The following is a 26,035-nucleotide window of genomic DNA, read 5'->3' on the forward strand; positions in this document are numbered from 1 at the left end:
GGCGTTGACGGGCGGCAAGCAGGGGCTGGACACTGGCCCACAGGCGTCAACCAGACCTTCCTCCCCTTCTCTGTAACCGGAGCCCATCTATGCCCAGCTCGCGCCACGCCGTTTTTCTCGACCAAGACTCCCTGGACCTGGGCGACCTGGACCTGACACCGCTGCATCAGTCGTTCGATTCACTGGCGCTGTTCGCTGCCACGACGCCAGAACAGGTGGCGGAACGTCTTCAAGGTGCTGTTGCGGTGATCAGTAACAAGGTGGTGCTCGACGCCGCCTGCCTCGAAGCGAACCCACAGCTCAAGCTGATCCTGGTGGCCGCCACCGGCACCAACAACGTCGACCTGGCTGCCGCACGGGCGCAAGGCATCACGGTCTGCAACTGCCAGGGCTACGGCACACCTTCGGTGGCCCAGCACACCCTGGGCCTGCTGCTGGCGCTGGCCACGCGCCTGTGTGATTACAACCAGGCGGTGGCCGAGGGGCGATGGGCCAAAGCTAGCCAGTTCTGCCTGTTGGACTATCCAATCGTCGAGCTGGAGGGCAAGACCCTCGGCTTGCTGGGCCATGGCGAACTGGGCGGTGCAGTGGCGCGCCTGGCCGAAGCCTTCGGCATGCGCGTGCTGAGCGGGCAGATTCCAGGCCGGCCGAGCCGTGCCGACCGCCTGCCCCTGGATGAACTGCTGCCACAGGTCGACGCCCTGACCTTGCATTGCCCCCTGAATGAGCACACCCGGCACATGATCGGCGAGCGCGAGCTGGCCTTGCTCAAGCCCGGTGCACTGGTGGTCAATACCGCCCGTGGCGGGCTGATCGATGAGCAGGCGCTGGCCGATGCATTGCGCAGCGGCCACCTGGGCGGGGCTGCAACCGACGTATTGAGCGTCGAGCCTCCGGTTGACGGCAACCCCCTGCTCGAACCTGGCATCGAGCGCCTGATCGTTACCCCTCACAGCGCCTGGGGCGCGGTCGAGGCGCGCCAGCGGATCGTGGGCCAACTGGCGGAAAACGCCCAGGCGTACTTTGCCGGGCAGGCACGCCGCGTGGTCGGCTGAGGCGCAAGCGCGGCTCTGCTACACTGCGCGATTTTTCGGAGGCGTCGTCCATGGACCCGCGCAGTGAAGTGTTGCTCCGCCAGGCAGAGCTGTTCCAGGGCCCGCTGCTGATTGCAGGGGCCCCAGCCGATGGCCTGTTGGCTCAACTGCCCCAGGCTCATGCCTGGACCTGGCACGCAGGCGATCACGCCCTGCTCGAAAGCCGCTTTGCCGGCCGCTGCCATTGCGCGGTGGAGCCTCCAGCGGTGGACGTGCCCACTGCCGTGCTGTTTCTTCCCAAGTCGCGCGAGCTGGCGGCCTACCTGCTCACCACCCTGGCCGCACGCCTGCAAGGCGGCACGTTGTACGTGGTGGGTGAAAAGCGCGGGGGGATCGAAAGCGTCGCACGGCACCTCCAGGCATTGGGCAAGCCGCGCAAACTCGACAGCGCCCGGCACTGCCAACTGTGGCAAGTCAGCATCGAGCAGGCGCCGGAGGCAGTCGCGCTGCACACGTTGGCCAAGCAGTTCGAGCTGGCTCTGCCAGAGGGTCCCTTGCAGGTGGTGAGCCTGCCTGGGGTCTTCAGCCACGGCCGCCTCGACCGAGGCACGGCGGTGCTGCTGCGCCACCTGGAGGCGCTGCCCGAAGGTCATGTGCTGGACTTCGGCTGCGGCGCTGGCGTGCTGGGGACGGCAGTGAAACGGCGCTACCCAGACAGCCGGGTAACGATGCTCGATGTGGATGCCTTCGCCGTGGCCGCCAGCCGTCTGACCCTGGCGGCCAACGGCCTGGAAGCCGACGTCGTGCAAGGTGACGGTATCGATGCAGCACCTTTGGACCTGGACGTGATACTGAGCAACCCGCCGTTTCACACCGGGGTCCATACCGATTACCAGGCATCGGAGAACTTGCTGCAAAAATCTGCCGTTCATCTGCGAAAAGGTGGCCAGATACGCTTGGTAGCCAACACTTTCCTGCGCTACAAACCGATCATCGAAGCAGCGTTGGGCAACTGTCAGGTCCTGGAGGAAGCCGACGGGTTCAGGATCTACCAGGCAACACGCTGATAAAAACAGCGCTTGCCGAAACCGTTTCGCCTAGGCAGAATCCGCACCGTCCTAGGGGAGTAGTCTCCCGCGAGCGCCACGCTCGCCCGGTACGCGTCAACATACTTGGTCCACAGACCATGGCGCGTGCGACCCACCATGCAAACCTGCATGGCCAGGCCTGCACAGACAGGCCCGGGGTTTGACAAGACCTATGACACGCACACCTTACCCGGGGCGGGGAGGTCGTACGTGTCATAGCCGTGTCGACCCGCCCCCGTAGGAACCCTGATGCTGGAATCTCTGCTGGTCCCCACCGCAATCGTTGCCCTGGCCGAAATCGGCGACAAGACGCAGCTGCTCGCGCTCATCCTCGCTGCCCGCTTTCGCAAGCCCTGGCCCATCATTGCCGGCATCGTCGCGGCCACGCTGGCCAACCATGCCGCAGCAGGTGCCGTGGGCGCCTGGTTCGGCAGTTTCTTCAGCGACGCTGCGCTGCATTGGATCCTGGCCGCCAGCTTCACCGCCACGGCCCTGTGGACGCTGGTGCCGGACAAAATGGACGACGACGAAAACCCTGCGCGCCGCTTCGGGCCGTTCCTGACCACGCTGATCGCGTTCTTCCTTGCCGAGATCGGGGACAAGACCCAGGTCGCCACGGTCATGCTGGCTGCGCAGTACCCACACCTGATCATGGTCATCGTCGGTACCACGCTGGGCATGCTGATCGCCAACGTGCCCGTGGTGCTGGCGGGTAATTTCGCCGCCGACAAACTGCCGCTGACGCTGATTCGCCGCCTGGCGGCCGCCGCGTTCTTCGTGCTCGCGATCGTTGCGGTCTACACGGCCATGAAGGCCAGCGGTTGGGTAAGTTGACGCACCGACGGGCAGACCGGCGCCTTCATGGCGCCAGCTTGCCCACTTGCAGCCGGCCTCAGGGCTTGGCCGCTGCCTGATACAGTGGCATGACTTTGGGAATGGCTGCCTGCAAGGCGGCAATACGGCTGGCCGAGGCCGGGTGCGTACTCATGAACTCCGGTGGCGCCCCTTCCGAGGCCTTGCTCATCTTGTTCCACAGGGTAATGGCCGCGTTCGGGTCGTAGCCTGCACGTGCCGAGAGCTCAAGACCGATCAGGTCTGCTTCGTTCTCGTTGGCCCGGCTGTTGGGCAAGGTCATGGCGTAGTTCACCACGGTGTCGGCCAGCGCCATGCTGTCCTGACCCAGGCCGAAGATGGCGCCGGCCCCCTGGCGCGCCATTTCCACGCCGTAGGCCTTGGACATGGCTTCACGGCTGTGCTCGCGCAAGGCGTGGGCGATTTCGTGACCCACGACGGCCGCGATCTCGGCGTCGTTGAGCTTGAGCTGATCGATCAGGCCCGTGTAGACGATGATCTTGCCGCCTGGTCCGCAGTTGGCATTGAGCTCATCGCTCTTGATCACGTTGACCTCCCACTTCCACTGCGCAGCGTCCGGCCGGAACTGGGGCGCTTGGGCAATCAATCGGTTGGCAATGGCCTGTACGCGCCTGGCATCGGCACTGGATTTGTCGAGCAAGCCTTTGCTGGACGCCTCGCCCAGGGTCTGCTGGTACGACTGGGCGTACATCGTGTTGACCTCGTCCGGCGACAGCATGCTGAACATGTACTGCTTGCGCTCAACGCCCACTGCACCGCCGCTGGTGGTGTTCACCCCTTGGCAGCCGGCGAGCAGGATGCCAGCGCTCAATAGGCTGATGACAAAAGACTTACGCATGGAAACACTCCTTTTTACATGCGCCGTATCCTAGGATGACTCATGGGTAGGCCGCCATAGCCGCAGGGAAGATTTTGCACACCCGTGCCCTCTGCGCGGCGCGCCACAAAGCATGGACAGGCACTCAGGCCGGGGTGAGGCACTCGGGAGCGTCCAGTTTCGGGTCGTTCACGAAAGGCGCCAGTGCCCGCTCGCGCAACGTCACCGAGGGGCTGGCCAGCAATTCCTGCAAACGGATCAGCGGCGTTTGCGGATCCAGCCAGGCAGCCTGCCCTGCCTCATCCAGAATCAGGGGCCTGCGTTGGTTCATCGCCGCCTGGGTGACCACGGCGCAACTGAGCCAGACCTGCTCCTGTACGGCATAAGCCTCCCACACAGCGGCGAAATACAGCGATGCCCCCTCCCCCGGGGTCAGCCAGAAGGGCCGTTTGCGCACACTGCCCCGCCACTCATAGAACCCGTTGGCCGGTATCAGGCAGCGTCGTTGGCGAAACGCTTCGCGAAACATCGGCTGCTCGGCCAGCGTTTCGGCGCGGGCGTGCGCAGGAGTGCGGGAAAGGTCGGTGAGCCACGGCGGCGTCAGCCCCCAGCGTGCCTTGGCCACTTGCAGCTGCCCATCCAGCTGGCGCTGGATAAGGACAGTATTGCCGGGCGAAATATTCCACTGGGCGGGTTGCCCGGCGGGAAAGCCAGGCAGGTTGGCCAATGCCTGGGACCAGCGGAACAGGGCGTAACGTCCACACATGAGGTAATTCTGAACCTAGCAGATCAAGGTACCGGGGAAGCTCTCCGGCTCGTCGCCAACCAGTGGCTGGGCGTCATTGTACGCATCGATCAACTGCCGCGCGTATTCGGCCTGCTCATCGGCCACCGACAAGCCCAGCAGACCGTGCAGAGGCAATTCGCCGGTCGCCCCGACAAGATCGCGGCCCACCAGGTGCGCCTGCACCCCTTCGCTGGCAAGCATACCGGCCAGCATCTCAGCCTCGAGCAGGCTTTCAGGTTCGTAGATACGCCTCATCACGCATCGTCCTCACGTCTGACATCGAGCATCCATTCGTCGTCATGCACCTGCAGCACGAACACGATCGGCCGGCAGCACACCTGACAGTCTTCGGTGTAGACCTGATCGCCGCCGGACAGATCGACGTAGGTTTCCACCCGTTCGCCACAATAAGGGCAATCGTAGAACTCTGTTTCCAGCATCAGGGCCTCCACGACGAGTTATGCGTATAATTGCCGCTCTGTTTACAGGGCCACGTGCGTCCGAGCCGTTTTTCGGAGCCTGCCCGTACTTCATTATTACCCTAGCCGTTTCCAACAAGAGAGCATGATGGGCGAATTCGATGCCATCCGACCATACGACGACGCTGAGGTCCCTGGAGTTCTGGCACGCTTGCTCAGCGACCCGGCATTCCTCGATATCCTGACTCATTTCCGCTTCCCGCGCGCAGCCGGTGCCTTTGGCTGGCTGCTGAAACCGCTGATCGCCCGGCGCCTGCGCCAGGAGTTCGCTGGCGTGACCTGTGTATCGACCCTGCAGGACAAGGTCGAGCACTACGTTGATCGCACCATCGACCGCGCCACCGATGGCGTGACCTATTCGGGTGTGGAGCAGCTCAAGGCCGGCACGGCTTATCTGTTCCTGGCCAATCACCGTGACATCGTCATGGACCCGGCATTCGTCAACTACGCGGTGTACCACGCCGGCCTGCCCACCCCGCGCATCGCCATCGGCGACAACCTGCTGCAAAAACCCTTCGTCAGCGACCTCATGCGGCTCAACAAGAGCTTCATCGTGCACCGCTCGATCACCGGCCGTCGCGAGAAACTGGCCGCCTACCAGCTACTGTCGGCCTATATCAGTCACTCCATCATCAACGACAGCACCTCCATCTGGATCGCCCAGGCCGAAGGCCGGGCCAAGGATGGCGACGACCGCACCGATTCGGCCATCCTCAAGATGTTCCACATGAGCCGCAAGGACGAGGCATTCGGCGCGGTCATCCAGAGCCTGAACCTGACGCCGGTATCGATCAGCTACGAATACGACCCCTGCGACCAGGCCAAGGCCCGTGAGTTGTACATCCGCGCCACCACCGGTACTTACCAGAAGGCGCCGGGAGAGGACGATCACAGCATCGCCAAGGGCATTACCGGCTACAAGGGCCGCGTGCACATCAACTTTGCACCGCCAGTGACCCAGTACTACGAGGACACCAAGCAGCTGGCAGCGGAAATCGACCGGCAGATCCTCGGCGGTTATCGACTGTTCCCCGTGCATTACCTGGCCTATGCGATGTGGGCCGAGCAGGATGACACGCTGCAGGTGCCAAGCGCCGAGCAGGTGTTCCCAGCCGATGAACTGGCCAAGGCCAAGGAAGAATGGCAGCGCCGTCTGGATGCCTGCCCTGAAGAGCAGCGGCCTTACCTGGTGTTGCAATACGCGACGCCGGTGCGCAATCAGTATCAGGTCAGGCAGCAGGCACCGCTTGCTTGAGCATCAAGGGGGCGCTGTTGAACGCGAGCCTCGCGTTCGGCCTGAGCCCCCGATTGTGCTCAGGCCCAGGTGCTGACCCACGACAGCACCAGCGCAATGGCCAGGCAGGCGAAGCCCAGGCTGTAGCGCTGCCTGGGCACCCACCCAGCGAATCGCGCAAACGTCCTCGGCTGCGCCCCCAACCCTAGCCGTGCATCGGCCGCCTCACGCCTGGCGCTGTGCAACAGCAGGCCGCCCGGACACGTCAGCAGCAAGGCCAGCACATTGATGAGCTTGGTGGGATGGGCGGCAATCAGCCCCCAGAACATGTGCATGGACATCGCGTTACCTCGGCGTTGACCTGAACAAAAGCCAGCATTCTACCCAAGCCACCTGGCACTGCCTGCACGTCGGCGACCGGGTGTCATTTAATTTCATCTGTCATCGGTTCGTCATCAGAACAGGCCACCCTGTCGTCCTTCCTCGAAACGGAGCTCGTTCATGCTGCATGCCGAAAACCAGGACCGCCTCTACCTCGTTGCCCAGAGTGATGAGCAACAGGCGCTCATCGATGGTTTGGCCATCAATGTCCAAGACCGCCAATGGCTGGTCTACTGCGCCTTGGGCGGGCATGCCCATGAGCACTGGCCCGAGGTGGACACCCAGACCGGGATCAGCCTGCTGGACCTGCGCATCGCGACGGCATGATACCGGCACGCGGCATGAAAAAACCGCTGGCCGTCACCGGGCAGCGGTTTGAGTGAAGCATTGAACGTTACTGCGCCAGCACCTGACCGATGCTTGGGTCCTTGAACAACCGGGTCAGTGCGTCGCTCAACACATCGCTGACCAACTGGGTGTTGGTGTCCTGGTTTGGCGCCATGCCAAAGCGCTGATCCAGCGAAGCGCCATAGCGACCGGTGTAGCGGCGGCCGTTGTTGGCGACGTCAGCACGGAAGGTAGCGCCAATGGTGGCTTCGGTCACGTACAGCTTGTCCTTGGGCGACTGGTACTTCAGCTCGGCCAGGGTAACGGTCAACTGGGGCGCGTTGCCTGCGGTGGTGGGCGTGAAGCCCAGCAGGCGCACGGCAGCCTCGGCCTGGGCCTGCAGCTTGGGCACCACCTGGTTGCCGCTGACACTGATGGTGCTGGTTTCCGGGTACATGCCACCGCGGGTGCCCAGCGACGGTGAAGGCCTGCCGTCTACCACTCGCACCACCACCGGCTGGCCCTGCCCCACCGGGGTGAGTTGCGCCGTGAGCTTGGGCTGCGGATTGAGTTGTTGCGGGCTGTGGGCACAACCGACCAGGCTGAGGCTGGCTACGGTGATCAAACCGAACAACAGTCGTTGCAACATGCGCGATTCTCCAGAAAATGCGGCGATGGCGCACAGTATACCCAGCGGCAAGGGCCTGGCTACAAGCGGCTTGCACCGCTTGCGCCCGGTAGGCCCGGGGTTGTCACAAACGCTTAACCGGCGACACTTAAGGTGGCAGCACGTTCACCTGCACAGGACATCTGCCATGGCCTCGCTTTTGCACCTGCTGTTGCCTGCTCCTCGCCACACCGCCTACGCCCTGCTCGACGCGAATGGCACGTGCCTGGCCTTCAAGCATTGCTCGCAAGCACCCGAGGGCGATGGCTGGGTGCAGGTGCAAGAGGTGCAGCTTGCCTGGCTGGGTCATGCACTGCCGGACGATGCCCGGGTTTGCAAGCCGACAAGTCGTCGTTGGCACCAACGCATCCTGGCTGCCTGAAAAACCCCGCAATAAAACCGCGAAATGGCGACATTTCTGGCTGCGACATCGCTATAATCTCCCCCCGATTATAAGGACGTCTCCTGATCGGGCCCCGCATCCGCCGTCTGACCACGGCAAATCTACCCGCCTCGCCCACAGAGAGCCTTCCACTCAGGTCTTGCATCGGCTGTCGTGCCTGCTTCCATGGCCGTCACACTGCAAAGAACCTGTGGGTTGCCATCGCGCAGTCCCCTTTTGAGGTTCACGTCTCCAAAAGAGCGTGAAAAAACGGTTTTCACTACTTCACAAGAGTGTGGCGAGCAAATGAACAATCTGGCATGTGCAAAAGCGGCAGGTGTGTCCCCTACAGCCCTGAACAGGCGGCAAATGGCCCCAAGCTGGATGCGTGTCTGAGCGGCTTGCGTAGCGCATCCGACGGTCGTTGACCATAAGTCGAATTGCCGCACCTGGGGCAAACAGGGTTCAATAGGCGAACCCAAAGACTGGTTGGCGGTGTCCGCGGACGTTGCATGAACTGCGAAAAGTCGGACATGGCGATCCTGGAGAACCCGGTGATCCTGTGCTGTCAATTAGGTAGCTGTAGATTGTGGAGACGCGTTAAATGGCGCAGAACGAATCGGTTGATGTAGTACTGGTAGGCGCAGGCATCATGAGTGCCACCCTGGCCGTACTGCTCAAGGAGCTCGACCCGACCCTGAAACTCGAAGTGGTCGAGGCGATGGATTCCGGGGCCGCAGAGAGTTCCAACCCCTGGAACAACGCAGGCACCGGCCACGCCGGCTTGTGCGAGCTGAACTACACGCCCCAGGCCGCTGATGGCAGCATCGACATCAAGAAGGCCGTGCACATCAATACCCAGTTCGAGGTGTCTCGCCAGTTCTGGGCCTACTTGAGCAGGAAAGGCAACTTCGGCCCGGCGCGGGCGTTCATCAACCCGGTACCGCACCTGAGCTACGTCGAGGGTGACAAGGGCATCGCCTTCCTGAAAAAGCGCTATGAACTGCTCAAGCAGCATCACGCCTTTGCCGAGATGGAGTACACCGACGACAAGGCCGTGATGAACGAGTGGATGCCGCTGATGATGCCGGGCCGCCCGGCTGACCAGCACATTGCCGCCACCCGGGTGCTCAAGGGGACCGACGTCAATTTCGGGGCCCTGACCAACAAACTGCTCAAGTTGCTGGGCGACGCGCCCGACGCGCAGGTCAAGTATTGCAAGAAGGTCGTGGGCCTGCGTCGCAACGGCGCCGGCTGGACGGTCAGCATCAAGGACGTCAACAGCGGCGGCAGCCGCGAAGTGGACGCCCGCTTCGTGTTTCTCGGCGCCGGCGGCGCTGCCCTGCCGCTGCTGCAGGCCTCCGGCATCCCGGAAAGCAAGGGCTTTGGCGGCTTCCCGGTCAGTGGCCAGTGGCTGCGTTGCGACAATCCGGAAATCGTCAGTCAGCATCAGGCCAAGGTCTACAGCCAGGCCGCCGTTGGCGCGCCGCCCATGTCCGTGCCGCACCTGGACACGCGCGTGGTCGACGGCAAGAAATCCCTGCTGTTCGGGCCGTATGCCGGCTTTACCACCAAGTTCCTCAAGCACGGTTCGCTGCTGGACCTGCCCCTGTCGGTACGCCTTGGCAACCTTGGCCCGATGCTGGCGGTGGCCCGAGACAACATGGACCTGACCAAGTACCTGGTCAGTGAGGTGATGCAGTCGATGGAGCAGCGCCTGGAATCCCTGCGCCGCTTCTACCCCGAGGCCAAGGCCGAAGACTGGCGCCTGGAAGTGGCTGGCCAGCGTGTGCAGATCATCAAGAAGGACCCGAAGAAAGGCGGCGTTCTACAGTTCGGTACCGAGTTGGTGTCTGCCCAGGACGGCAGCTTGGCGGCGCTGCTGGGCGCATCGCCCGGTGCTTCGGTGACGGTCTCGATCATGCTGGAACTGATCGAGCGCTGCTTCCCGGAGCAGGCAAAAGGTGCCTGGGCAGCCAAGCTCAAGGAGATCTTCCCGGCGCGCGAGAAGACCCTGGCCACCGACGCTGCGCTTTACCAGAAGATCAGCGCCGACAACGATGCGGCACTGGATCTGGTGCAAAGCAGCCCGGCAGCCAAGCATTACGCCTGAGCCGCCCGGCCAATGAAAAACGCCCCTCGGGGCGTTTTTTCATGCCCGTGAGCGGGCGTTTTCGATGATTTCGATGTACTCCTCGCCATTGCGCTGATCGGCGATCTGCTCGGCGAACGTCTTGCCGTGCTCGTCCTTGCCATCGAGGTCCAAGCCTGCTTCGACGAAGAAGCCAACGAAACGCCGGAAGTCATCCACGCGCAAGCCGCGGTAAGCCTTTACCAGCTTGTGCAGCGAGGGCGAGGTGACCTCATCGGCGGGCTCGAACTGGAGAAACGCCTTGATGTAGTCGTCGCTGATTTCGTCACCGATTACCTGTTTCTTGTCTTTACGCATTGCCGACTCCAACTGGACCATCACGATGTTCAAAGGGCGGCAGTGTACCTTCCGCCGCGCGCGAGCCTCAACGCGTACGTACGGTGCCGGTGTGCAGGTCCGCCCAGATGTGCCCGTTGGCATAGGTGAGAAACTGCACATACAGGGTCTCGTTGCGCAGCAGGTCCATGATGACCCGGTAATCGCTGAGCGGGTAATTCAAGCTCAGCGTGCGTGTCTTCTCGTCGTACAGCGGCTTTTTCAGGCTCTTGGCCGCCTCGCCGTCGAAGGTCAGCAGCACCTGGGTGATGCTGGCCGCCTTGCTCAGAGGCTTGCCTTTGAGGCGCACCTGCAGGGAAGAGGTGATCGGAATGGGCTGCTGGTCCGATTGGCGCTGGGCGCCGACCACCACGGTGTAGTCGGTGACCTGAAGGAGCTGCTGGGCGGTGGGCGCTGCCTGGCGCAGGGACTGGTCGTCGGGCGGCAGGAATTGGCTGTGCATCGGCGCGGCAGCCAGGGGCAGGCTGACTGCCAGCAGGAACGGGATGAACGCACGCATGTGAGGCTCCTTGGCTTGAAGGAGCACTCTAGCATGCTACACGCGGGCGGCAGGCAGGCTGCGCTCAGAGCCCTTTGACGGCGAAGATGCCGTTGGCGTTGCGCCAGTAGCCCTTGTAGTCCATGCCATAGCCGAAGATGTAACGATCGATGCACGGCAAGCCCACGTAGTTGGCCTTGAGGTCCGGGCTGGCCTTGCGGTCGTGGTCCTTGTCGATCAGCACGGCCGTGTGCACGGCGCGGGCGCCGGCATGCTTGCAGAAGTCGATGATAGCGCTGAGGGTGTGGCCCTCGTCGAGAATGTCATCGACGATCAGCACATCGCGGTCGATGAACGAGACTTCCGGCTTGGCCTTCCAGAACAGCTCGCCGCCACTGGTCTGGTTGCGGTAACGGGTGGCGTGTAGGTACGAGGCTTCCAGCGGGAACTGCAGGTGGGTCAACAGCTTGCCAGCAAAGATCAGGCCGCCGTTCATCACGCAGAACACCACGGGGTTCTTGTCGTGCAGTTCTTGGCAGATCTGCTCGCCGACCTTGGCGATGGCCGCTTCGACTTCGGCTTCGGTGTACAGGCAGTCTGCTTCACGCATGACTTGACGGATATGCTCGAGATCGGCGGACATGGCGCTCTCCAGGAGGTGCATTTTGGAAAAGCGGGCAAAGGTACGCATCCGCTCGTCACAGATCAAGCGTTTATGGACTAACGTGCAAAATGATCAGACGACAGCACAGGCTGAATAGATTAATCTAGCGCGGTTTTTTTGCCCGCCTTTCGGAGCCCCCCCCCCCTATGCCCACTCGTGAGATCCGCCATCCGCTGATCCGCCACAAGCTCGGCCTGATGCGCCGTGCTGATATCAGCACCAAGAATTTTCGCGAACTTGCCCAGGAAGTCGGCGCCCTGTTGACGTATGAGGCCACCCAGGACCTGCCACTGGAAACCTACGAAATCGACGGCTGGTGCGGCAAGGTTGCCGTGGAAAAGATCGCCGGCAAGAAGATCACGGTCGTGCCAATCCTGCGCGCAGGCATCGGCATGCTCGACGGCGTGCTCAGCCTGGTGCCGGGTGCCAAGGTCAGCGCGGTGGGCGTGGCCCGCAACGAAGAGACGCTTGAGGCCCACACTTACCTGGAAAAGCTCGCGCCGGACATCAACCAGCGCCTGGCCCTGATCATCGACCCGATGCTGGCCACCGGTGCCTCGATGGTCGCCACCATCGACCTGCTGAAAAAGGCCGGTTGCCGGGAAATCCGCGCCATGGTCCTGGTTGCTGCCCCAGAGGGCATTGACGTGGTACACAAGGCCCACCCGGATGTGCAGATCTACACGGCCTCCATCGACCAGCGCCTGAACGAACATGGCTACATCGTCCCAGGCCTGGGTGATGCCGGCGACAAGATCTTCGGCACCAAGCAAAAGGACGCCTGACCATGCAGGACGGCTACAACGACCCGCTCTGGCGTCAGGTCGTTTCAGGCGCGCAGATGCTCTTCGTGGCATTTGGCGCGCTGGTGCTGATGCCCTTGATTACCGGCCTGGACCCTAACGTCGCGCTGTTCACCGCAGGCCTTGGCACCTTGCTGTTTCAGCTGGTGACCGGGCGTCAGGTGCCGGTTTTCCTGGCATCGAGCTTTGCCTTCATCACCCCGATCATTCTCGCCAAGGGCCAGTTCGGTCTGGCAGAAACCATGGGTGGCGTCATGGCCGCCGGGTTCGTCTACACCTTCATGGGCCTGATGGTGAAGATCAAGGGCACAGGCTTCATCGACCGTATGCTGCCCCCGGTGGTGATCGGCCCGGTGATCATATCCATCGGTCTGGCCATGGCACCGATCGCGGCCAACATGGCGATGGGCAAGGCTGGCGATGGTAGCGTGCTGCTGCCCTACAGCACCGCCATGCTGATTTCCATGCCGGCCCTGCTGACGACGCTGATCGTGGCCGTGTTCGGCAAAGGCATCTTCCGCCTGGTGCCGATCATCGCCGGCGTGCTGGTGGGTTTTGCCCTGTCGTTCGCTTTCGGGGTGGTCGACACGGCGAAGATTGCAGCGGCGCCCTGGCTGGAATTGCCCAACTTCACCGCCCCTGCCTTCAACTGGCAGGCCATCCTGTTCATCGTGCCCGTGGCCTTGGCGCCGGCCATCGAGCATATCGGCGGGGTCATCGCGGTGGGCAGCGTGACGGGACGGGACTACCTGAAGACACCCGGCCTGCACCGCACGCTGCTGGGTGACGGCATCGCCACGACGGCAGCCGGCCTGTTCGGCGGACCGCCCAACACCACCTACGCCGAGGTGACCGGCGCGGTGATGCTGACCAAGAATTACAACCCGAAGATCATGACCTGGGCTGCGGTGTTCGCCATCACCCTGGCCTTCATCGGCAAGTTCGGCGCCCTGCTGCAGAGCATTCCGGTGCCTGTGATGGGTGGCATCCTCTGTCTGCTGTTCGGCTCGATCGCAGCCGTCGGGCTCAATACCATGATCCGCCACAAGGTCGACCTCGCCGAAGCGCGGAACCTGGTGATCGTGTCGGTGACCCTGGTATTCGGTATCGGCGGCGTGCTGGTCGGCAGCGGTGACGGTCCCGACGACTGGGGCCTGAAGGGCATCGCGTTGTGCGCTATCGTGGCGATCGCGCTCAACCTCATCCTGCCAGGCAACGATGCCTGGAAGCACAAGCAGCAGGATGATCAGTTGCCTTGACGCCTGAGTCGCCTGGTCTGGCGCCGTCCTCGACGGGGCCAGACCAGGCGGGCCATCAAGCGTTTTCGCAGAGCTTGGCCAGCACCCTCACCCATTCCGGGTGTTCGTTCATGCAGGGCACCAGCACCAGCTCCTGACCACCGGCTTCGACGAATTGCTCGCTGCCGCGCATGCCGATTTCCTCGAGCGTCTCGATGCAGTCGGCCACGAAGGCCGGGCACATCACCAGCAACTTCTTTACCCCGGCCTGGGCGAGTTCGTCCAGCCGCGCTTCGGTATAGGGTTCGATCCACTTGTCCCGGCCCAGCCGCGACTGGAAGGAGACCGACCACTTGCCCGCTGGTATGCCCAGCTTCGTCGCGAACGCCCTGGCCGTAGCCAGGCACTGCCCGCGGTAACACACGGCACGCACTTGGGCGCTGGCACCTTCGCAGCACTCGGGCGCTCGCAGGTCATGCTTCGTACCGCTAGGGAAGAGTTTCTTCAAATGGCGTTCGGGCAAGCCATGGAAGCTGAGCAGCAGGTGGTCATAGTCCTGCTCCAAATAGGGCCGGGCACTGGCGACCAATGCGTCGATGTAGTCTGGATCATCGTAGAACGGTTGCAGCACGCGCATCTGCAGCGGCAGTTGCTGCTCGGTGATGGTCTGCCGGGCGAGCTCCACGACGGTCGTTACTGTGCTGTCGGCAAATTGTGGGTACAGGGGCGCCAGGGTGACCTTGCGTATACCCTGCGCCGCAAGCCGCTCCAGTACCTGGGGCAAGGCTGGCGCACCGTAGCGCATGGCGATTTCAACCGGCCCGTGAGGCCAGTGATCGACCATGGCCGCTTGCAGGCGACGGGTAAGCACCACCAGCGGCGAGCCCTCGTCCCACCAGATCGAGGCATAGGCGTGGGCGGACTGCTCGGGACGCTTGATCAGTATCAACGACACCAACAGGCGCCGGATGGGCCAGGGCAAGTCGACCACATAGGGGTCCATGAGAAACTGATTGAGGTAGCGGCGAACATCGGCTACCGACGTGGAGGCCGGTGAACCCAGGTTGACCAGCAGCAAAGCGTGATCGGTCATGCAGCATCCTATGTCAGAGGCGGCTGGACAAATTGCCCAGCGCCGATTGCAGATCGTTGAAGCGGAACGTGAACCCGGCTGCCAGCAACCGCGTGGGGTAGGCGCGCTGGCCACCGAGCAGCAGGTTCGACATCTCGCCCAGGCCAGCTTTCAGCAGCAACCCAGGCAGGGGTATCACGGCAGGTCGGTGCAGCGCCCTGCCCAGCTGCTTGGCAAATTCACGGTTACGCACAGGCTCAGGTGCACAGGCATTGTAAGGGCCGCTGGCGTCGGTGCGCTGCAAGAGAAAATCAATCAGGGCGATCTGGTCGTCTATGTGGATCCAGGGCATCCACTGCCGACCGTTGCCTATCGGCCCACCTAATCCCAACTTGAAGGGCAAGCGCAGGCGAGACAGGAAGCCGCCGTCGCTGGCCAGCACCAGCCCTGTACGCACCAGCACCACCCGAATGCCCTGCGCTTGTGCACGGCACGCCGTTTCCTCCCAGGCGATGCACAGTTGGCTGGCGAAGTCTTCGACCACCGGCGGGGCGTCTTCGGTCAACTCACGTTCGCCGCCGTCACCGTACCATCCCACGGCCGAACCTGAGATCAGCACGCCCGGACGCTGCTCACGCCTGCCCAGCCATGCCAGCAATTGCTCCGTAAGGGCGATGCGGCTTGACCACAGCAGGTTGCGCCGAGAGGCCGTCCAGGGTCGATCGGCAATCGGCGCACCGGCCAGATTCACCACGGCATCAATGGGGTCGGCCGCTTCCAGTTCATTGAGCTCGGCAATGCCTCTGACACCGTCGCCGCAAAGCGTCGCCACCGCCTCGGGACGTCGACTCCACACGGTGAGCCGATGCCCTTGAGCAAGCCAGTGACGGCACAAGTGCCGGCCTATCAATCCGGTGCCGCCTGTCAGCAGGATGTGCATGGCAGTGTCCTCATGGAATAAGGCAGTGGTCTATTTTTAACATCAAGGCACTTTCTAGCGCCCATGCTCTCCGATAAACATAGGCCAACCAATCGTTACTTGCGGAATATACTTATACATATTTTTATGATTGTACAGGTTTGCCTGACAGCGTAATCTGCGCATAGCAAGGTTTTAAGAGGCCATCATGACCATACCTATTGCCATCATCGGGGCTGGCATTGCCGGCCTGTCAGCCGCCCAGGCACTGCAGAGCGCCGGGCAGACCGTGCACCTTTTCGACAAGGGCCATGGCAGCGGCGGGCGCATGGCCAGCAAACGCAGCGAAGCCGGTGCACTGGACTTGGGGGCGCAGTATTTCACCGCCCGTGACCGCCGCTTCGTCGAAGAACTGCAGCACTGGGTAGCCGCCGGCTGGGCGGCGCAGTGGAAACCACAGCTGTACCACTACCGCGACGGGTCACTCACCCCCTCCCCCGATGAACAGACCCGCTGGGTGGGCGTGCCACGCATGAGCGCCATCACCCGCGGCCTGCTCAAGGACATGACCGTAAGCTTCGCCTGCCGTATTACCGAGGTCTTTCGCGGCAAGGACTACTGGCACCTGCAGGACACCGAGGGCTGCAGCCATGGTCCATTCCGCCGTGTGGTGGTTGCCGTACCGGCGCCACAGGCAACGCCCCTGCTGGCAGCCACGCCAAAGCTCGCAGCCGTGGCCGCCGGGGTGCAGATGGAGCCAACCTGGGCGGTGGCGCTGGGCTTTAAGGCCCCTCTGGATACGCCCATGCAAGGCTGCTTCGTCCAGGAAAGCCCGCTTGACTGGCTGGCACGCAACCGCAGCAAGCCGGGGCGCGACGAGACGCTGGACACGTGGGTACTGCACGCCACTTCCAACTGGAGCCGACAATACATCGACCTGTCCAAGGACGACGTCGTCGAGCACCTGCGCGGCGAGTTCGCCGAACTGGTCGGTTGCGCCGTGCCTGAGCCCGCGTTTGCCCTGGCCCACCGCTGGTTGTACGCCCGCCCCGGCAGCCATCACGAATTCGGCGCCCTGGCCGATGCCGACCAAGGGTTATATGCCTGCGGGGACTGGTGCCTGTCCGGACGGGTGGAAGGTGCCTGGTTGAGTGGACAAGAGGCCGCGCGCCGTTTACTTGAACACTTGGACTGATCGGCTATCTACACCTTAAGGGTTCGCACCGGACCCACTATGTGCTGGAATATTCCTGTACATGACTGATAAGTTGTACAGGTATACGGAGGCAGCTATGCACGACCCTGCAGTTCACCACAAGCCGCGCATCGCTATCAGTGCCTGCCTGACCGGGCATAACGTGCGTTACAACGGTGGGCACAAGTCCTCGGACCTGTGCCGCACCCAACTGGAAGAACATTTCGAATGGACGACGGTGTGCCCAGAAATGGCCATTGGCCTGGGTGTACCGCGCGATCCAATCCGGCTGGTGGGCGACCCTGAACATCCTGAAGTCGTGGGCACGCGCAACCCTGACCTGGACTATACGGGTCCGCTGCGTGATTACGGTAAACAGATGGCCGCCGAACTTGATGATGTTTGCGGCTACATCTTCATGCAGAAGTCGCCCTCGTGCGGTCTTGAGCGTGTCAAGGTCTACCAGGACAATGGTCACCCGGCCATCAACCGCGGTCGCGGCGCCTATGCGCAGGCTTTTTGCGAGCTAAGGCCAGACCTGCCGGTCGAAGAGGAAGGCCGCCTGCACGACCCTGTGCTGCGCGAGAACTTCATCAGCCGCGTGTACGCGTACGCCGATTGGCAACATCTGCTTGAGCAAGGCTTGAGTCGCCATGCGCTGCTGGCTTTCCACTCCCGCTACAAGTACCTGCTGATGGCGAACAACCCGCAGGCTTATCGCACCTTGGGGCGCATGCTCGGCAGCATGAGCAAGGACGACGATACGGCCGTTGTCGCCCCCCGCTATTTCTCGGAGCTGATGCAGGCTTTGCGCCGCTGTGCCAGCCGTGGCACACACGGCAATGTGTTGCAGCATCTGAGCGGCTACTTCAAAAACGCCCTGACCCCTGCCGACAAAGCCGAGCTGCAGACGTTGATCGGACAGTACCAGCAAGGGGTCGTGCCTTTGATCGTACCGCTGACCCTGCTCAAGCATCATCTGCGCAACCACCCTGACCCCTACCTGCTGCAACAAGCCTACTTGCAGCCTCATCCTGAACGCCTGGGACTACGTAATGCGGTCTGAGATTCTTCTACCAATTGGTGAGCTGGCCCGGCGCACGGGCGTCAACCCGGTCACCCTGCGCGCATGGGAGCGGCGCTACGGGCTGCTCAAGCCACAGCGCACACCCAAGGGGCATCGACTGTACCCGGTCGAACAGGTCGAGAGAGTGGAAGCGATCCTGGCCTGGTTGCAGCGTGGTGCATCGGTCAGCCAGGTGGGGGATTTGCTGGACAAGCCACTCAGCACCCCACCCACCGGGGATTGGCAAACCCGTCAGTTCCAGATGCTCGAAGCCATCGCCAACTTGTCGCAACGGGCGCTGGATCATCAGTTGAACCAGGCCATGGCGCTCTACCCTGCCGTCACGTTATGCGAGCAGTTGCTGCTGCCTTTGCTGGACCTGCTGGAACTGCGCTGGCGCAATTACTTCAACGCCCGGCTTGAGCAGGTGTTCTTCCATACGTGGTTGCGCAGCAAACTGGGCGCGCGGGTGTATCACGACAATCAGCTGCTACAGGGCCCACCGGTTCTGCTTGCCGAAGACAGTGACCGAGGCTTCGACCCTGGCCTGTGGCTCTGCGCATGGCTGTTCACCAGCAATGGCTTTGCGGTGGAAATCCTCGAGCAAGCCGTGGCCGGTGCGCAGTTGCAGAGTGCAGCTGCGGCCTTGAAGCCGCGCGCGGTGCTCCTGAACCTCGGCCCGCGCATCGACACCCGCGCGTTGCAGCGCACGCTCCAGAACCTGCAGCTGCCCACCCTTGCCGGGGGAGCCTTGCTGGCGCTGCATCAGGCCCAACTGGGCTCGCTCGACCTGCCTCACCTGCACACCTTCGATACCCCTCAAGCGGCCTTGCAGTTACTGCAAGGCCTGTGACTGCCAGCCTGGAGAGATTCCGATTTCATGCATTTGACCTGGCTTCGCAGTGACCTACGCGTTACCGACAACACCGCCCTGAGCGCCGCCAGTGAACGTGGCCCAACCTTGGCCCTGTGGCTTATCAGCCCTGGTCAATGGCAGGCCCATGATGATGCGGCCTGCAAAGTGGATTTCTGGCTACGCAACCTGCGCGAGATGCGCCAGTCGCTTGATGCGCTCAACATCCCATTGCTCATACGCACGATAGACACCTGGGATGATGCGCCTCAGGCTGTGCTCGACGTCTGCCGGAAGCATCATGTCCAGAGCGTTCACTGGAACGAGGAATACGGCATCAACGAGGCCCGCCGCGACACGGCCACGCGCCAATTGCTCGAAGCCTCCGAGGTTCAGGTTCACAGCCACCTCGACCAGCTCCTGTTCCGGCCCGGAACGGTGCTGACCCGCAGTGGCGGCTACTTCCAGGTGTTCGGCCAATTCAAGAAAAACTGCCTGGAACACTTGCACCGCAGCCTGCCCTCAATGGCCTCACCGGTTAAACGTCAAGCCCCGACATCAATCAAGAGCGACCCGATTGCGCACCATGTCGACCCCTTCGAAAAGCCCGCAGACGCGCTGCGCAAGCATTGGCCTGCTGGCGAGCAGGAGGCTCAGGCAAGGCTTGCCCGATTCACCGACGAGGTCATCGACGATTACGAGACGTTGCGTGATCTTCCTGCTCGCGAGGGCACCAGTCAGCTGTCAGCCTACCTTGCAGCGGGGGTCATCTCACCCCGCCAATGCCTGCATGCCGCGCTGGCCCACAACCGAGGCGAGTTCGACAGCGGCAGCAGCGGCGTCCAGACCTGGATCAACGAGCTGCTCTGGCGCGAATTCTACAAGCACATCTTGACGGGCTATCCCCAGGTGTCTCGGCATCGTGCCTTCCGTGCGCACACCGAGGCGTTGCCGTGGCGTAAAGCACCCAAGGAATTCGAAGCCTGGCAGCAGGGCCGAACCGGCTTCCCGATCATCGATGCGGCCATGCGCCAGATGCTGGCCACCGGCTGGATGCACAACCGGCTACGCATGCTGACCGCCATGTTCCTGAGCAAGAACCTGTTGATCGACTGGCGGCTGGGGGAACGTCACTTCATGCGCCATCTGATCGACGGCGATCTGGCGGCCAACAACGGCGGCTGGCAGTGGAGCGCATCCACCGGCACCGACTCGGTCCCCTACTTCAGGATCTTCAACCCCGTGTCGCAGTCCCAACGTTTTGACCCCAAGGCCCGCTTTATCCGTCAGTGGGTACCTGAATTGCAGGGCATTGACGACAAAAATATCCACGACCCCGGAAAATGCCACGGCTTGATTGATGCTAATCTCTATCCCACTCCTATCGTCGATCTTCACAGTAGTCGACAGCGGGCGCTCCAGGCTTTCAAGGAGTTGCCCCGCTAGTCGTGTATAGAGGGCAATGCCGTGGGTGGCTCACGCAGTTTTTGGGTTACGGGCGCAACGGATGGGCTGGGCCTGGCACTGGTCCGCAATCTTTTAGCTAATGGGCAGCGGGTCGCCGCCAGTGCAGGTGCAAGCGAGGAACTCGATCGCTTGTGCTTGCACCATGGCGATCGCTTGCTGCGGCTTCCAGGCCAATTACATCAGCAGCCCGATGCTGACGAGGCAGGCCGCATGATCGGCGACGCCTGGGGCTCATTGGATGGCTTGATCCTGAATGCCGCCACCTGTGATTACGTGCTTCCTGGTACCTCGGACAGCGAGTTGTTCGAGCATCTGATCACCACCAACCTTCAGGCGGCACAGCACTGCCTCGAGTACGCCACGCCCTTGCTGGCCAAGGGCGATACGCCCCAGATAATGGCGGTTTTCAGCCGCTACTCCGCCACGCAGCTCTATGCGCCGACGCAGTTTCCTGCCGGCTGGAACAACGCCGTGCAGTGGGTAAGGGAGCAGCGTTCATCGTTGCTCGCCAACGGCATAGCGCTGACAGTGGTAGCGCCGCAGTCCCTGAAAAACCCTGTGACGGCTGCCAGCGCGGTGCCTGAAGACTGGACCGCCGACACAGCGGCGCTGGAGCTTCTGGCGCGCTTGCCTGCACGTGAGCCTGAGCTGGTGCTCGAGACGCTGAACCCGTCGAATCTCTGGCCGCTGCCGCAGCACTAGCTGCGAGGCTCAACACGCCGTGCAGTCAAGCAGTGCAACGTGCTCAGGACGTGAAACGTTCCACGTCTTGAGAGGTATGCCACAGCACCGGAAGGATATCCATCAACGCGCGTGGATCGCCGCTGGTCCAGAACCGCGTTGGCCGAGCCGGGCCGGGTGCCAGCAGATCAGCACCCGCGAGCAGGCGTTCGAGTTGGCGCGCCACGGCTGCGCCCGTATCGATGACGGCCACGTGGGAGGGCACCGTTTCAGCCAGCAAGGGTTTCAAGAACGGATAATGCGTGCAGCCCAGTATCAAGGTATCGCAGCCCGCCGCCAGAAGCGGTTCAACGTACCTGCCCAGCAACGTGCGTAACACTGGGCTGTTCAGGTCTCCCGTTTCGATCAGTTCGACAAGCCCGGGGCAAGGCTGGGTGATCACCTGCACGTTGCTGGCAAAGCGATCGAGCAAGGCGGCGAACTTGGCACTTTGCAAGGTTCCGGTCGTGGCCAGCACGCCGACTATCCCTGAACGGGTAGCCGCTGCGGCAGGCTTGACCGCCGGCTCCATGCCCACGATCAGCCAGCGAGGATAGTGCGCGCGCAGATCAGCCACCGCAGCCACGGTAGCCGTGTTGCAGGCCAGTACCATCGCCTTGGCGCCTTGCTGATGAAAGAAGGCGGCGATGTGGCGGCAGCGTTCACGAATGTAGTCCGGCGACTTTTCCCCGTACGGCACATGGCCACAATCCGCGAGGTAGTGGAGCGTTTCGTTGGGCAAGCGTTGACGAATCTCGGCAAGCACTGACAGCCCCCCCACCCCGGAGTCCATCACCCCGACCGGCCCCTCGCGCTCAGCCATCGCGCTTGCCACACACCGCGCAGCCAGGGTCGCGTTTGACCCGCAACTCACGGATGCGCGTGCCCAAGGCGTCGATCAGCAACAGTCGCCCTACCAAGGGTTCGCCAAAGCCGGCCAGCAGCTTCATGGCCTCCAGCGCCTGCAAGCTGCCCACCAGACCCACCAAGGGGCCGATCACGCCAGCCTCGCTGCAGGTCAGCTCGGCCTCGCTGCCATGGCCATACAGGCAGTGATAGCAGGGGCTGTAGTCCCGGCGCGGGTCGAATACCGACAGCTGGCCTTCCAGGCGTATTGCGGCGCCACTGACCAAGGGCTTCGCGGCCGCCACGCAGGCCGCGTTGACCGCCTCACGTGTACCGAAGTTATCCGAGCAGTCCAGGACCAGGTCCACTGCCGATACGGCAGCGGCCAGTGAGTCTTCATCCAGCGCCTGGCGGTGGGCGATCAGGTCGATTTCCGGGTTGATCGCCTGCAAACGTTGCAGGGCCGAGTCGACCTTGCTCATGCCCACGCTGGCACTGTCATGGATGACCTGGCGCTGCAGGTTCGTCAGGTCGACCGTATCGAAATCCGCCAGGTGCAGCTCGCCAACGCCGGCAGCTGCCAGATACAGCGCCACAGGCGAGCCCAGGCCACCGAGTCCGACGATCAGGGCCTTGCTCTGCTTGAGGCGCAGCTGGCCGTCGATGTCGATCTGGGACAGCAATACCTGCCGACTGTAGCGCAGCAGCTCCTGGTCGCTTAGCATGGCAAGCGCCCCACGGTGATGCGCTGGTGACCGCCCAGGTCGATGCGGCTGCTCACCTCGACAAAGCCGTTTTCCCGCAACAGCACCTGGACGGCATCAGCCTGGTCGTAACCATGCTCGAGCAGAAGCCAACCGCCAGGGGTGAGGTGGCTCGGCGCCTGGGCGGCGATGACACGCAGGTCGTCCAGACCGTCGACCCCGGCTACCAGCGCGCTGCTGGGCTCGAAGCGCACGTCACCGTCGACCAGATGCGGGTCTGAAGCCGCGATGTAGGGCGGGTTACTGACGATCAGGTCGAAGCGCTCGTCGGCAAGCCCCCCAAACCAGTGGCTGACCTGGATGCGGACGTTGGCCAGACCAAGCCGCTGGCGATTGCGCTCGGCCAACGCGGCGGCCTCGGGCACGCGATCCACCGCCGTTACCTGCCACGCCGGTCGCTCGCTGGCCAGGGCCAGGGCAATTGCACCGGTGCCGGTCCCCAGGTCGAGCACCCTGGCCGGCAGCGCAGGCTGCAACTCCAGTGCCGTCTCGACCAGCAGTTCGGTGTCCGGGCGCGGGATGAGCGTATGCGGGGCCACTTCCAGATCGATCTTCCAGAAGCCCTGCTGGCCCAGAATGTAGGCCACGGGCTCGCCTTCCCTGCGCCGCTGCAGGTAGCCGTCGTAGGTCTGGGCAGCTTCGCTGCTGACGATACGTTCTGGCCAGGTGTGCAAATAACTGCGCGGTTTGCCCAGCGCCGCCGCCAGCAGCAGCTCGGCATCCAGGCGCTCGGTAGGCGAGTCGGGTAACTGCGCGTTGCGCAGCAGGCTGGCGATGATGGTCATCAGTCCCCCAGTGCAGCCAGTTGGTCGGCCTGGTATTCGGCCAGCAGGGGCTCGATCACCGCATCGACCCCACCGGCGAGCACGTCGTCCAGCGAGTACAAGGTCAGATTGATGCGATGGTCCGTGACCCGACCCTGTGGATAATTGTAGGTGCGGATGCGTTCGGAGCGATCCCCGGAGCCCACCAGCAGTTTGCGCTCACTGGCGATGGCGTTCTGAGCGGCGCTGGTCTGCATGTCGTTCAACTTCGCCGATAACCAGGACAAGGCGCGCGCACGGTTCTTGTGCTGGGAACGCTCTTCCTGGCATTCGACGACAATGCCTGTGGGCAAGTGCGTGATGCGGATGGCCGAGTCGGTCTTGTTCACGTGCTGACCGCCCGCGCCGGACGCGCGGTAGGTGTCCACGCGCAAGTCGGCTGGGTTGATCTCGATGGCCGCTTGTTCATCCGGCTCCGGCAAAACCGCCACGGTGCAGGCCGAGGTGTGGATGCGGCCCTGGGATTCGGTTTCGGGGACGCGCTGTACACGGTGCGCGCCGGACTCGAACTTGAGCTTGCCGTACACGTTCTCGCCCTCGACGCGGGCGATGATTTCCTTGTACCCGCCGTGCTCGCCTTCGTTCTCGGAAAGGATCTCCAGCCGCCAGCCGCGCTTTTCCGCGTAGCGCGAATACATGCGAAACAGATCGCCCGAAAAGATCGCCGCTTCGTCGCCACCCGTTCCGGCGCGAATCTCGAGAAACACGTTGCGCCCGTCGTTGGGGTCCTTGGGCAGCAACATGCGCTGCAGTTGCGACTCCAACGCCACCAACTGGTCCTTGGCCTCACGCACTTCCTCCACGGCCATTTCACGCATGTCCGGGTCGCTGTCCTTGAGCAGCGCCTGGGCGCTTTCAAGATCGTCCTGAACCTTGCGCCATTGCTGATAGGCCGTGTGCACCGGCTCGACTTCGGCATATTCGCGGGAATAGGCGCGAAAACGTGTCTGGTCGGAAATGACCTCGGCATCACCGAGCAAGGCGGTGAGTTCTTCGAAGCGGTCCTGGAGAATGTCCAGTTTATTGAGCAGCGACGCTTTCATTGCAGGGATTTGTCCGTGGAGCCCTCGTCGAGGGCAAAGAGTTCCTGGGCCATGGCCAGCGCATCGAGGCGGCCCTCGGCCGAGAGCTTTTTCAGCTGCACGCTGGGCGCATGCAGGAGCTTGTTGGTCAGGCCGCGCGCCAATTGGGCCAATACGTCTTCAGGGTTGCCACCATTGGCCAGCAAGCGCTGGGCCTTTTGCAGTTCTTCATCACGCAGCCGCTCGCTTTGCTGGCGGTAGGCCCGGAGCACATCGACAGCGGCCAGCTCTCGCAGGCGCACCATGAAATCCTCGGCCCCCACCGCCACCAGTTCTTCGGCGGCCTGGGCAGCGCCCTGGCGGCTCTTGAGGTTTTCGGCAACCACGTCATGCAGGTCGTCGACGGTATACAGGTACACATCGTCGAGCTCGCCCACTTCGGTCTCGATGTCGCGCGGGACGGCGATATCGACCATGAAGATGGGTTTGTGTCGGCGCTGCTTGAGGGCGCTTTCGACGGCGCCCTTGCCCAGAATCGGCAACTGGCTGGCGGTGGAGCTGATGACGATATCGCTGTTGGCGAGTTCCTGGGGGATATCGGCGAGCAGCACGGCATGTGCGCCGAACTGTTCGGCCAGGGTGCTGGCGCGCTCGAGCGTACGGTTGGCCACCACGATGCGGCGTACGCCCTGCTCGTGCAGGTGGCGAGCGACCAGGGTGATGGTCTCGCCGGCGCCGATCAGCAGTGCCTGGCTGCGGGCGAGGTCGCTGAAGATCTGTTTGGCCAGACTGACGGCCGCGAAAGCGACCGACACGGGGTTTTCGCCGATGGCGGTGTCGGTACGGACCTGTTTGGCGGCGCTGAACGTGGCCTGGAACAGGCGCCCGAGCAGCGGCCCGACGGTGCCGGCCTCGCGGGCAACGGCATAGGCGGATTTCATCTGGCCGAGGATCTGCGGTTCGCCGAGCACCAGTGAGTCGAGGCCGGAGGCGACGCGCATCATGTGCCGGACGGCGTCGTGTTCTTCATGCACGTAGGCGCTGGCACGCAGTTCGTCGAGGCTGAGGCGGTGATAGTCGGCCAGCCACTGGAGCACGGCATCGGCCGACAGTTGGTCCTGCTCGATGTAGAGCTCGCTGCGGTTGCAGGTGGACAGGATCGCTGCCTCGCGACTGGTGGTGAGGCGGCAGAGCTGCTGCAGGGCGTCCACCAGCTGCTCCGGGGTAAACGCCACGCGCTCGCGTACGTCTACCGAGGCAGTCTTATGGTTGATACCAAGTGCAAGAAAGGCCATGCAAGATCGCTGGTTGTGACAGGAAGCCGATAATTGTCCTCTTTCGCAGGTTGCAGGACAACCACCGTTCGCTATCGAGGCGATAGTGTGGCGGGGTCGAGGTGATCTTGCCGATACGCTGTGGACTTCCGGCGCTGGCCTCCAAGGTTGTAGTTATTCAGCTATTACCCGCCCCTTGATGGGGTGCTCAAGGCGACAGTACGCGCGCCTGACTTGCACCGAGCTACAACTTCTTCACGTTCAAGGTCGCTA

The 26,035-nt window shown here is 62.9% G+C and carries 29 protein-coding genes, 1 pseudogene and 1 riboswitch; of the genes and pseudogenes, 14 read left to right on the forward strand and 16 right to left on the reverse strand.

The features are described from left to right. The first annotated feature begins 89 nt into the window (after positions 1-89). From MOP87_RS17235 to MOP87_RS17245, 3 genes are all read left to right on the forward strand, one after another. Complete coding sequence (locus tag MOP87_RS17235) at positions 90-1,055, forward strand: 2-hydroxyacid dehydrogenase (RefSeq protein WP_242809843.1); 966 nt, start codon at positions 90-92, stop codon at positions 1,053-1,055. A gap of 50 nt (positions 1,056-1,105) precedes the next feature. Then, positions 1,106-2,101, forward strand: coding sequence for a class I SAM-dependent methyltransferase (locus MOP87_RS17240; protein ID WP_104926519.1), 996 nt, complete (start codon positions 1,106-1,108; stop codon positions 2,099-2,101). Positions 2,102-2,143: 42 nt separating this feature from the next. Beyond that, positions 2,144-2,283, forward strand: a riboswitch (yybP-ykoY riboswitch). Positions 2,284-2,371: 88 nt separating this feature from the next. Next, on the forward strand, positions 2,372-2,956 hold the full coding sequence (locus tag MOP87_RS17245; RefSeq protein WP_242809844.1) for a TMEM165/GDT1 family protein: 585 nt from the start codon (positions 2,372-2,374) through the stop codon (positions 2,954-2,956). 58 nt (positions 2,957-3,014) lie between these two features. Here MOP87_RS17245 and MOP87_RS17250 read toward each other — a convergent pair whose 3' ends face one another. The 4 genes from MOP87_RS17250 to MOP87_RS17265 all read right to left on the reverse strand — a co-directional run bounded on the left by MOP87_RS17250 (position 3,015) and on the right by MOP87_RS17265 (position 5,039). Then, positions 3,015-3,833, reverse strand: coding sequence for a M48 family metallopeptidase (locus MOP87_RS17250; protein WP_023534677.1), 819 nt, complete (start codon positions 3,831-3,833; stop codon positions 3,015-3,017). 124 nt (positions 3,834-3,957) lie between these two features. After that, a complete protein-coding gene (locus MOP87_RS17255; RefSeq protein ID WP_027916605.1) occupies positions 3,958-4,578 on the reverse strand; it encodes an SOS response-associated peptidase in 621 nt (206 codons plus the stop codon). A gap of 15 nt (positions 4,579-4,593) precedes the next feature. Next, positions 4,594-4,854, reverse strand: a complete 261-nt coding sequence (locus MOP87_RS17260) for a DUF2007 domain-containing protein (RefSeq protein ID WP_027916606.1) — start codon at positions 4,852-4,854, stop codon at positions 4,594-4,596. Next, on the reverse strand, positions 4,854-5,039 hold the full coding sequence (locus MOP87_RS17265; protein ID WP_023534664.1) for a CPXCG motif-containing cysteine-rich protein: 186 nt from the start codon (positions 5,037-5,039) through the stop codon (positions 4,854-4,856). The genes MOP87_RS17260 and MOP87_RS17265 overlap by 1 nt, the downstream gene beginning before the upstream one ends. A 127-nt stretch (positions 5,040-5,166) precedes the next feature. Between MOP87_RS17265 and MOP87_RS17270 the strand changes: the two genes are divergently transcribed. Continuing rightward, complete coding sequence (locus tag MOP87_RS17270; RefSeq protein ID WP_027916607.1) at positions 5,167-6,333, forward strand: 1-acyl-sn-glycerol-3-phosphate acyltransferase; 1,167 nt, start codon at positions 5,167-5,169, stop codon at positions 6,331-6,333. Positions 6,334-6,392: 59 nt separating this feature from the next. Here the strand turns inward: MOP87_RS17270 and MOP87_RS17275 are convergent, their stop codons facing one another. After that, positions 6,393-6,653, reverse strand: a complete 261-nt coding sequence (locus MOP87_RS17275) for a hypothetical protein (protein ID WP_242809845.1) — start codon at positions 6,651-6,653, stop codon at positions 6,393-6,395. Between the two features lie 160 nt (positions 6,654-6,813). Between MOP87_RS17275 and MOP87_RS17280 the strand changes: the two genes are divergently transcribed. Further along, complete coding sequence (locus tag MOP87_RS17280; protein ID WP_027916609.1) at positions 6,814-7,020, forward strand: hypothetical protein; 207 nt, start codon at positions 6,814-6,816, stop codon at positions 7,018-7,020. Positions 7,021-7,087: 67 nt separating this feature from the next. Here the strand turns inward: MOP87_RS17280 and MOP87_RS17285 are convergent, their stop codons facing one another. Beyond that, the gene (locus MOP87_RS17285; RefSeq protein ID WP_023534676.1) at positions 7,088-7,669 is read right to left on the reverse strand and encodes a YajG family lipoprotein; all 582 of its coding nucleotides are present in this window, start codon (positions 7,667-7,669) and stop codon (positions 7,088-7,090) included. Positions 7,670-7,835: 166 nt separating this feature from the next. Here MOP87_RS17285 and MOP87_RS17290 point away from each other — a divergent pair, with 166 nt between their 5' ends. After that, complete coding sequence (locus tag MOP87_RS17290) at positions 7,836-8,069, forward strand: hypothetical protein (protein WP_027916610.1); 234 nt, start codon at positions 7,836-7,838, stop codon at positions 8,067-8,069. 604 nt (positions 8,070-8,673) lie between these two features. After that, positions 8,674-10,182 (forward strand): malate dehydrogenase (quinone), encoded by a 1,509-nt coding sequence (gene mqo / locus MOP87_RS17295; RefSeq protein ID WP_242809846.1) that lies wholly within the window; start codon positions 8,674-8,676, stop codon positions 10,180-10,182. 39 nt (positions 10,183-10,221) lie between these two features. On the opposite strand, the gene MOP87_RS17300 is transcribed toward mqo, so the two are convergent. The 3 genes from MOP87_RS17300 to MOP87_RS17310 all read right to left on the reverse strand — a co-directional run bounded on the left by MOP87_RS17300 (position 10,222) and on the right by MOP87_RS17310 (position 11,678). After that, positions 10,222-10,518 carry a PA4642 family protein gene (locus tag MOP87_RS17300; RefSeq protein ID WP_027916611.1) on the reverse strand — a complete coding sequence of 99 codons (297 nt, stop codon included), beginning with the start codon at positions 10,516-10,518 and terminating at the stop codon, positions 10,222-10,224. 67 nt (positions 10,519-10,585) lie between these two features. After that, positions 10,586-11,056 carry a hypothetical protein gene (locus tag MOP87_RS17305; protein ID WP_028688106.1) on the reverse strand — a complete coding sequence of 157 codons (471 nt, stop codon included), beginning with the start codon at positions 11,054-11,056 and terminating at the stop codon, positions 10,586-10,588. Between the two features lie 64 nt (positions 11,057-11,120). After that, on the reverse strand, positions 11,121-11,678 hold the full coding sequence (locus MOP87_RS17310) for a hypoxanthine-guanine phosphoribosyltransferase (protein ID WP_027916613.1): 558 nt from the start codon (positions 11,676-11,678) through the stop codon (positions 11,121-11,123). A gap of 167 nt (positions 11,679-11,845) precedes the next feature. On the opposite strand from MOP87_RS17310, the gene upp reads away from it, so the two are divergent. Further along, a complete protein-coding gene (upp, locus tag MOP87_RS17315; RefSeq protein ID WP_027916614.1) occupies positions 11,846-12,484 on the forward strand; it encodes a uracil phosphoribosyltransferase in 639 nt (212 codons plus the stop codon). A 2-nt stretch (positions 12,485-12,486) separates the two neighbouring features. Continuing rightward, on the forward strand, positions 12,487-13,761 hold the full coding sequence (locus MOP87_RS17320; protein WP_023534705.1) for a uracil-xanthine permease family protein: 1,275 nt from the start codon (positions 12,487-12,489) through the stop codon (positions 13,759-13,761). A 55-nt stretch (positions 13,762-13,816) separates the two neighbouring features. Here the strand turns inward: MOP87_RS17320 and hemH are convergent, their stop codons facing one another. Further along, positions 13,817-14,833, reverse strand: a complete 1,017-nt coding sequence (hemH, locus tag MOP87_RS17325) for a ferrochelatase (RefSeq protein WP_242809847.1) — start codon at positions 14,831-14,833, stop codon at positions 13,817-13,819. 13 nt (positions 14,834-14,846) lie between these two features. Further along, positions 14,847-15,752: a TIGR01777 family oxidoreductase gene (locus tag MOP87_RS17330; protein WP_027916616.1), complete on the reverse strand. Its 906-nt coding sequence runs from the start codon at positions 15,750-15,752 to the stop codon at positions 14,847-14,849. A gap of 187 nt (positions 15,753-15,939) precedes the next feature. Between MOP87_RS17330 and MOP87_RS17335 the strand changes: the two genes are divergently transcribed. The 5 genes and pseudogenes from MOP87_RS17335 (at position 15,940) to MOP87_RS17355 (ending at position 21,014) form a co-directional block, all read left to right on the forward strand. Continuing rightward, entirely contained in the window at positions 15,940-16,926 is a 987-nt protein-coding gene (locus MOP87_RS17335; protein WP_242809848.1) for an NAD(P)/FAD-dependent oxidoreductase, read from the forward strand. A gap of 97 nt (positions 16,927-17,023) precedes the next feature. Then, complete coding sequence (locus tag MOP87_RS17340; protein ID WP_027916618.1) at positions 17,024-17,992, forward strand: DUF523 and DUF1722 domain-containing protein; 969 nt, start codon at positions 17,024-17,026, stop codon at positions 17,990-17,992. After that, positions 17,982-18,882 (forward strand): annotated as a pseudogene (locus MOP87_RS17345) (MerR family transcriptional regulator). Before MOP87_RS17340 ends, MOP87_RS17345 begins: the two are co-directional and overlap by 11 nt. Beyond that, positions 18,873-20,291: a deoxyribodipyrimidine photo-lyase gene (gene phrB / locus MOP87_RS17350; RefSeq protein ID WP_145281037.1), complete on the forward strand. Its 1,419-nt coding sequence runs from the start codon at positions 18,873-18,875 to the stop codon at positions 20,289-20,291. Before MOP87_RS17345 ends, phrB begins: the two are co-directional and overlap by 10 nt. 21 nt (positions 20,292-20,312) lie before the next feature. Continuing rightward, positions 20,313-21,014 carry an SDR family oxidoreductase gene (locus MOP87_RS17355; RefSeq protein WP_033695226.1) on the forward strand — a complete coding sequence of 234 codons (702 nt, stop codon included), beginning with the start codon at positions 20,313-20,315 and terminating at the stop codon, positions 21,012-21,014. Positions 21,015-21,057: 43 nt separating this feature from the next. Here MOP87_RS17355 and murI read toward each other — a convergent pair whose 3' ends face one another. From murI to hemA, 5 genes are read right to left on the reverse strand one after another with little or no spacing between them, the layout of a single operon-like run. After that, positions 21,058-21,855, reverse strand: a complete 798-nt coding sequence (gene murI / locus MOP87_RS17360) for a glutamate racemase (RefSeq protein WP_145281035.1) — start codon at positions 21,853-21,855, stop codon at positions 21,058-21,060. Continuing rightward, positions 21,848-22,603 (reverse strand): molybdopterin-synthase adenylyltransferase MoeB, encoded by a 756-nt coding sequence (locus tag MOP87_RS17365; RefSeq protein ID WP_059183640.1) that lies wholly within the window; start codon positions 22,601-22,603, stop codon positions 21,848-21,850. Before MOP87_RS17365 ends, murI begins: the two co-directional genes overlap by 8 nt. Further along, positions 22,597-23,427: a peptide chain release factor N(5)-glutamine methyltransferase gene (gene prmC, locus MOP87_RS17370; RefSeq protein WP_242809849.1), complete on the reverse strand. Its 831-nt coding sequence runs from the start codon at positions 23,425-23,427 to the stop codon at positions 22,597-22,599. Before prmC ends, MOP87_RS17365 begins: the two co-directional genes overlap by 7 nt. Then, entirely contained in the window at positions 23,427-24,509 is a 1,083-nt protein-coding gene (prfA, locus tag MOP87_RS17375) for a peptide chain release factor 1 (RefSeq protein WP_027916624.1), read from the reverse strand. The genes prmC and prfA overlap by 1 nt, the downstream gene beginning before the upstream one ends. Beyond that, on the reverse strand, positions 24,506-25,783 hold the full coding sequence (hemA, locus tag MOP87_RS17380; protein ID WP_027916625.1) for a glutamyl-tRNA reductase: 1,278 nt from the start codon (positions 25,781-25,783) through the stop codon (positions 24,506-24,508). The genes prfA and hemA overlap by 4 nt, the downstream gene beginning before the upstream one ends. Between the last annotated feature and the right edge of the window lie 252 nt (positions 25,784-26,035).

Source organism: Pseudomonas sp. I3-I5 (genome assembly GCF_022699445.1).
In the GTDB taxonomy this organism is placed as follows: domain Bacteria; phylum Pseudomonadota; class Gammaproteobacteria; order Pseudomonadales; family Pseudomonadaceae; genus Aquipseudomonas; species Aquipseudomonas fulva.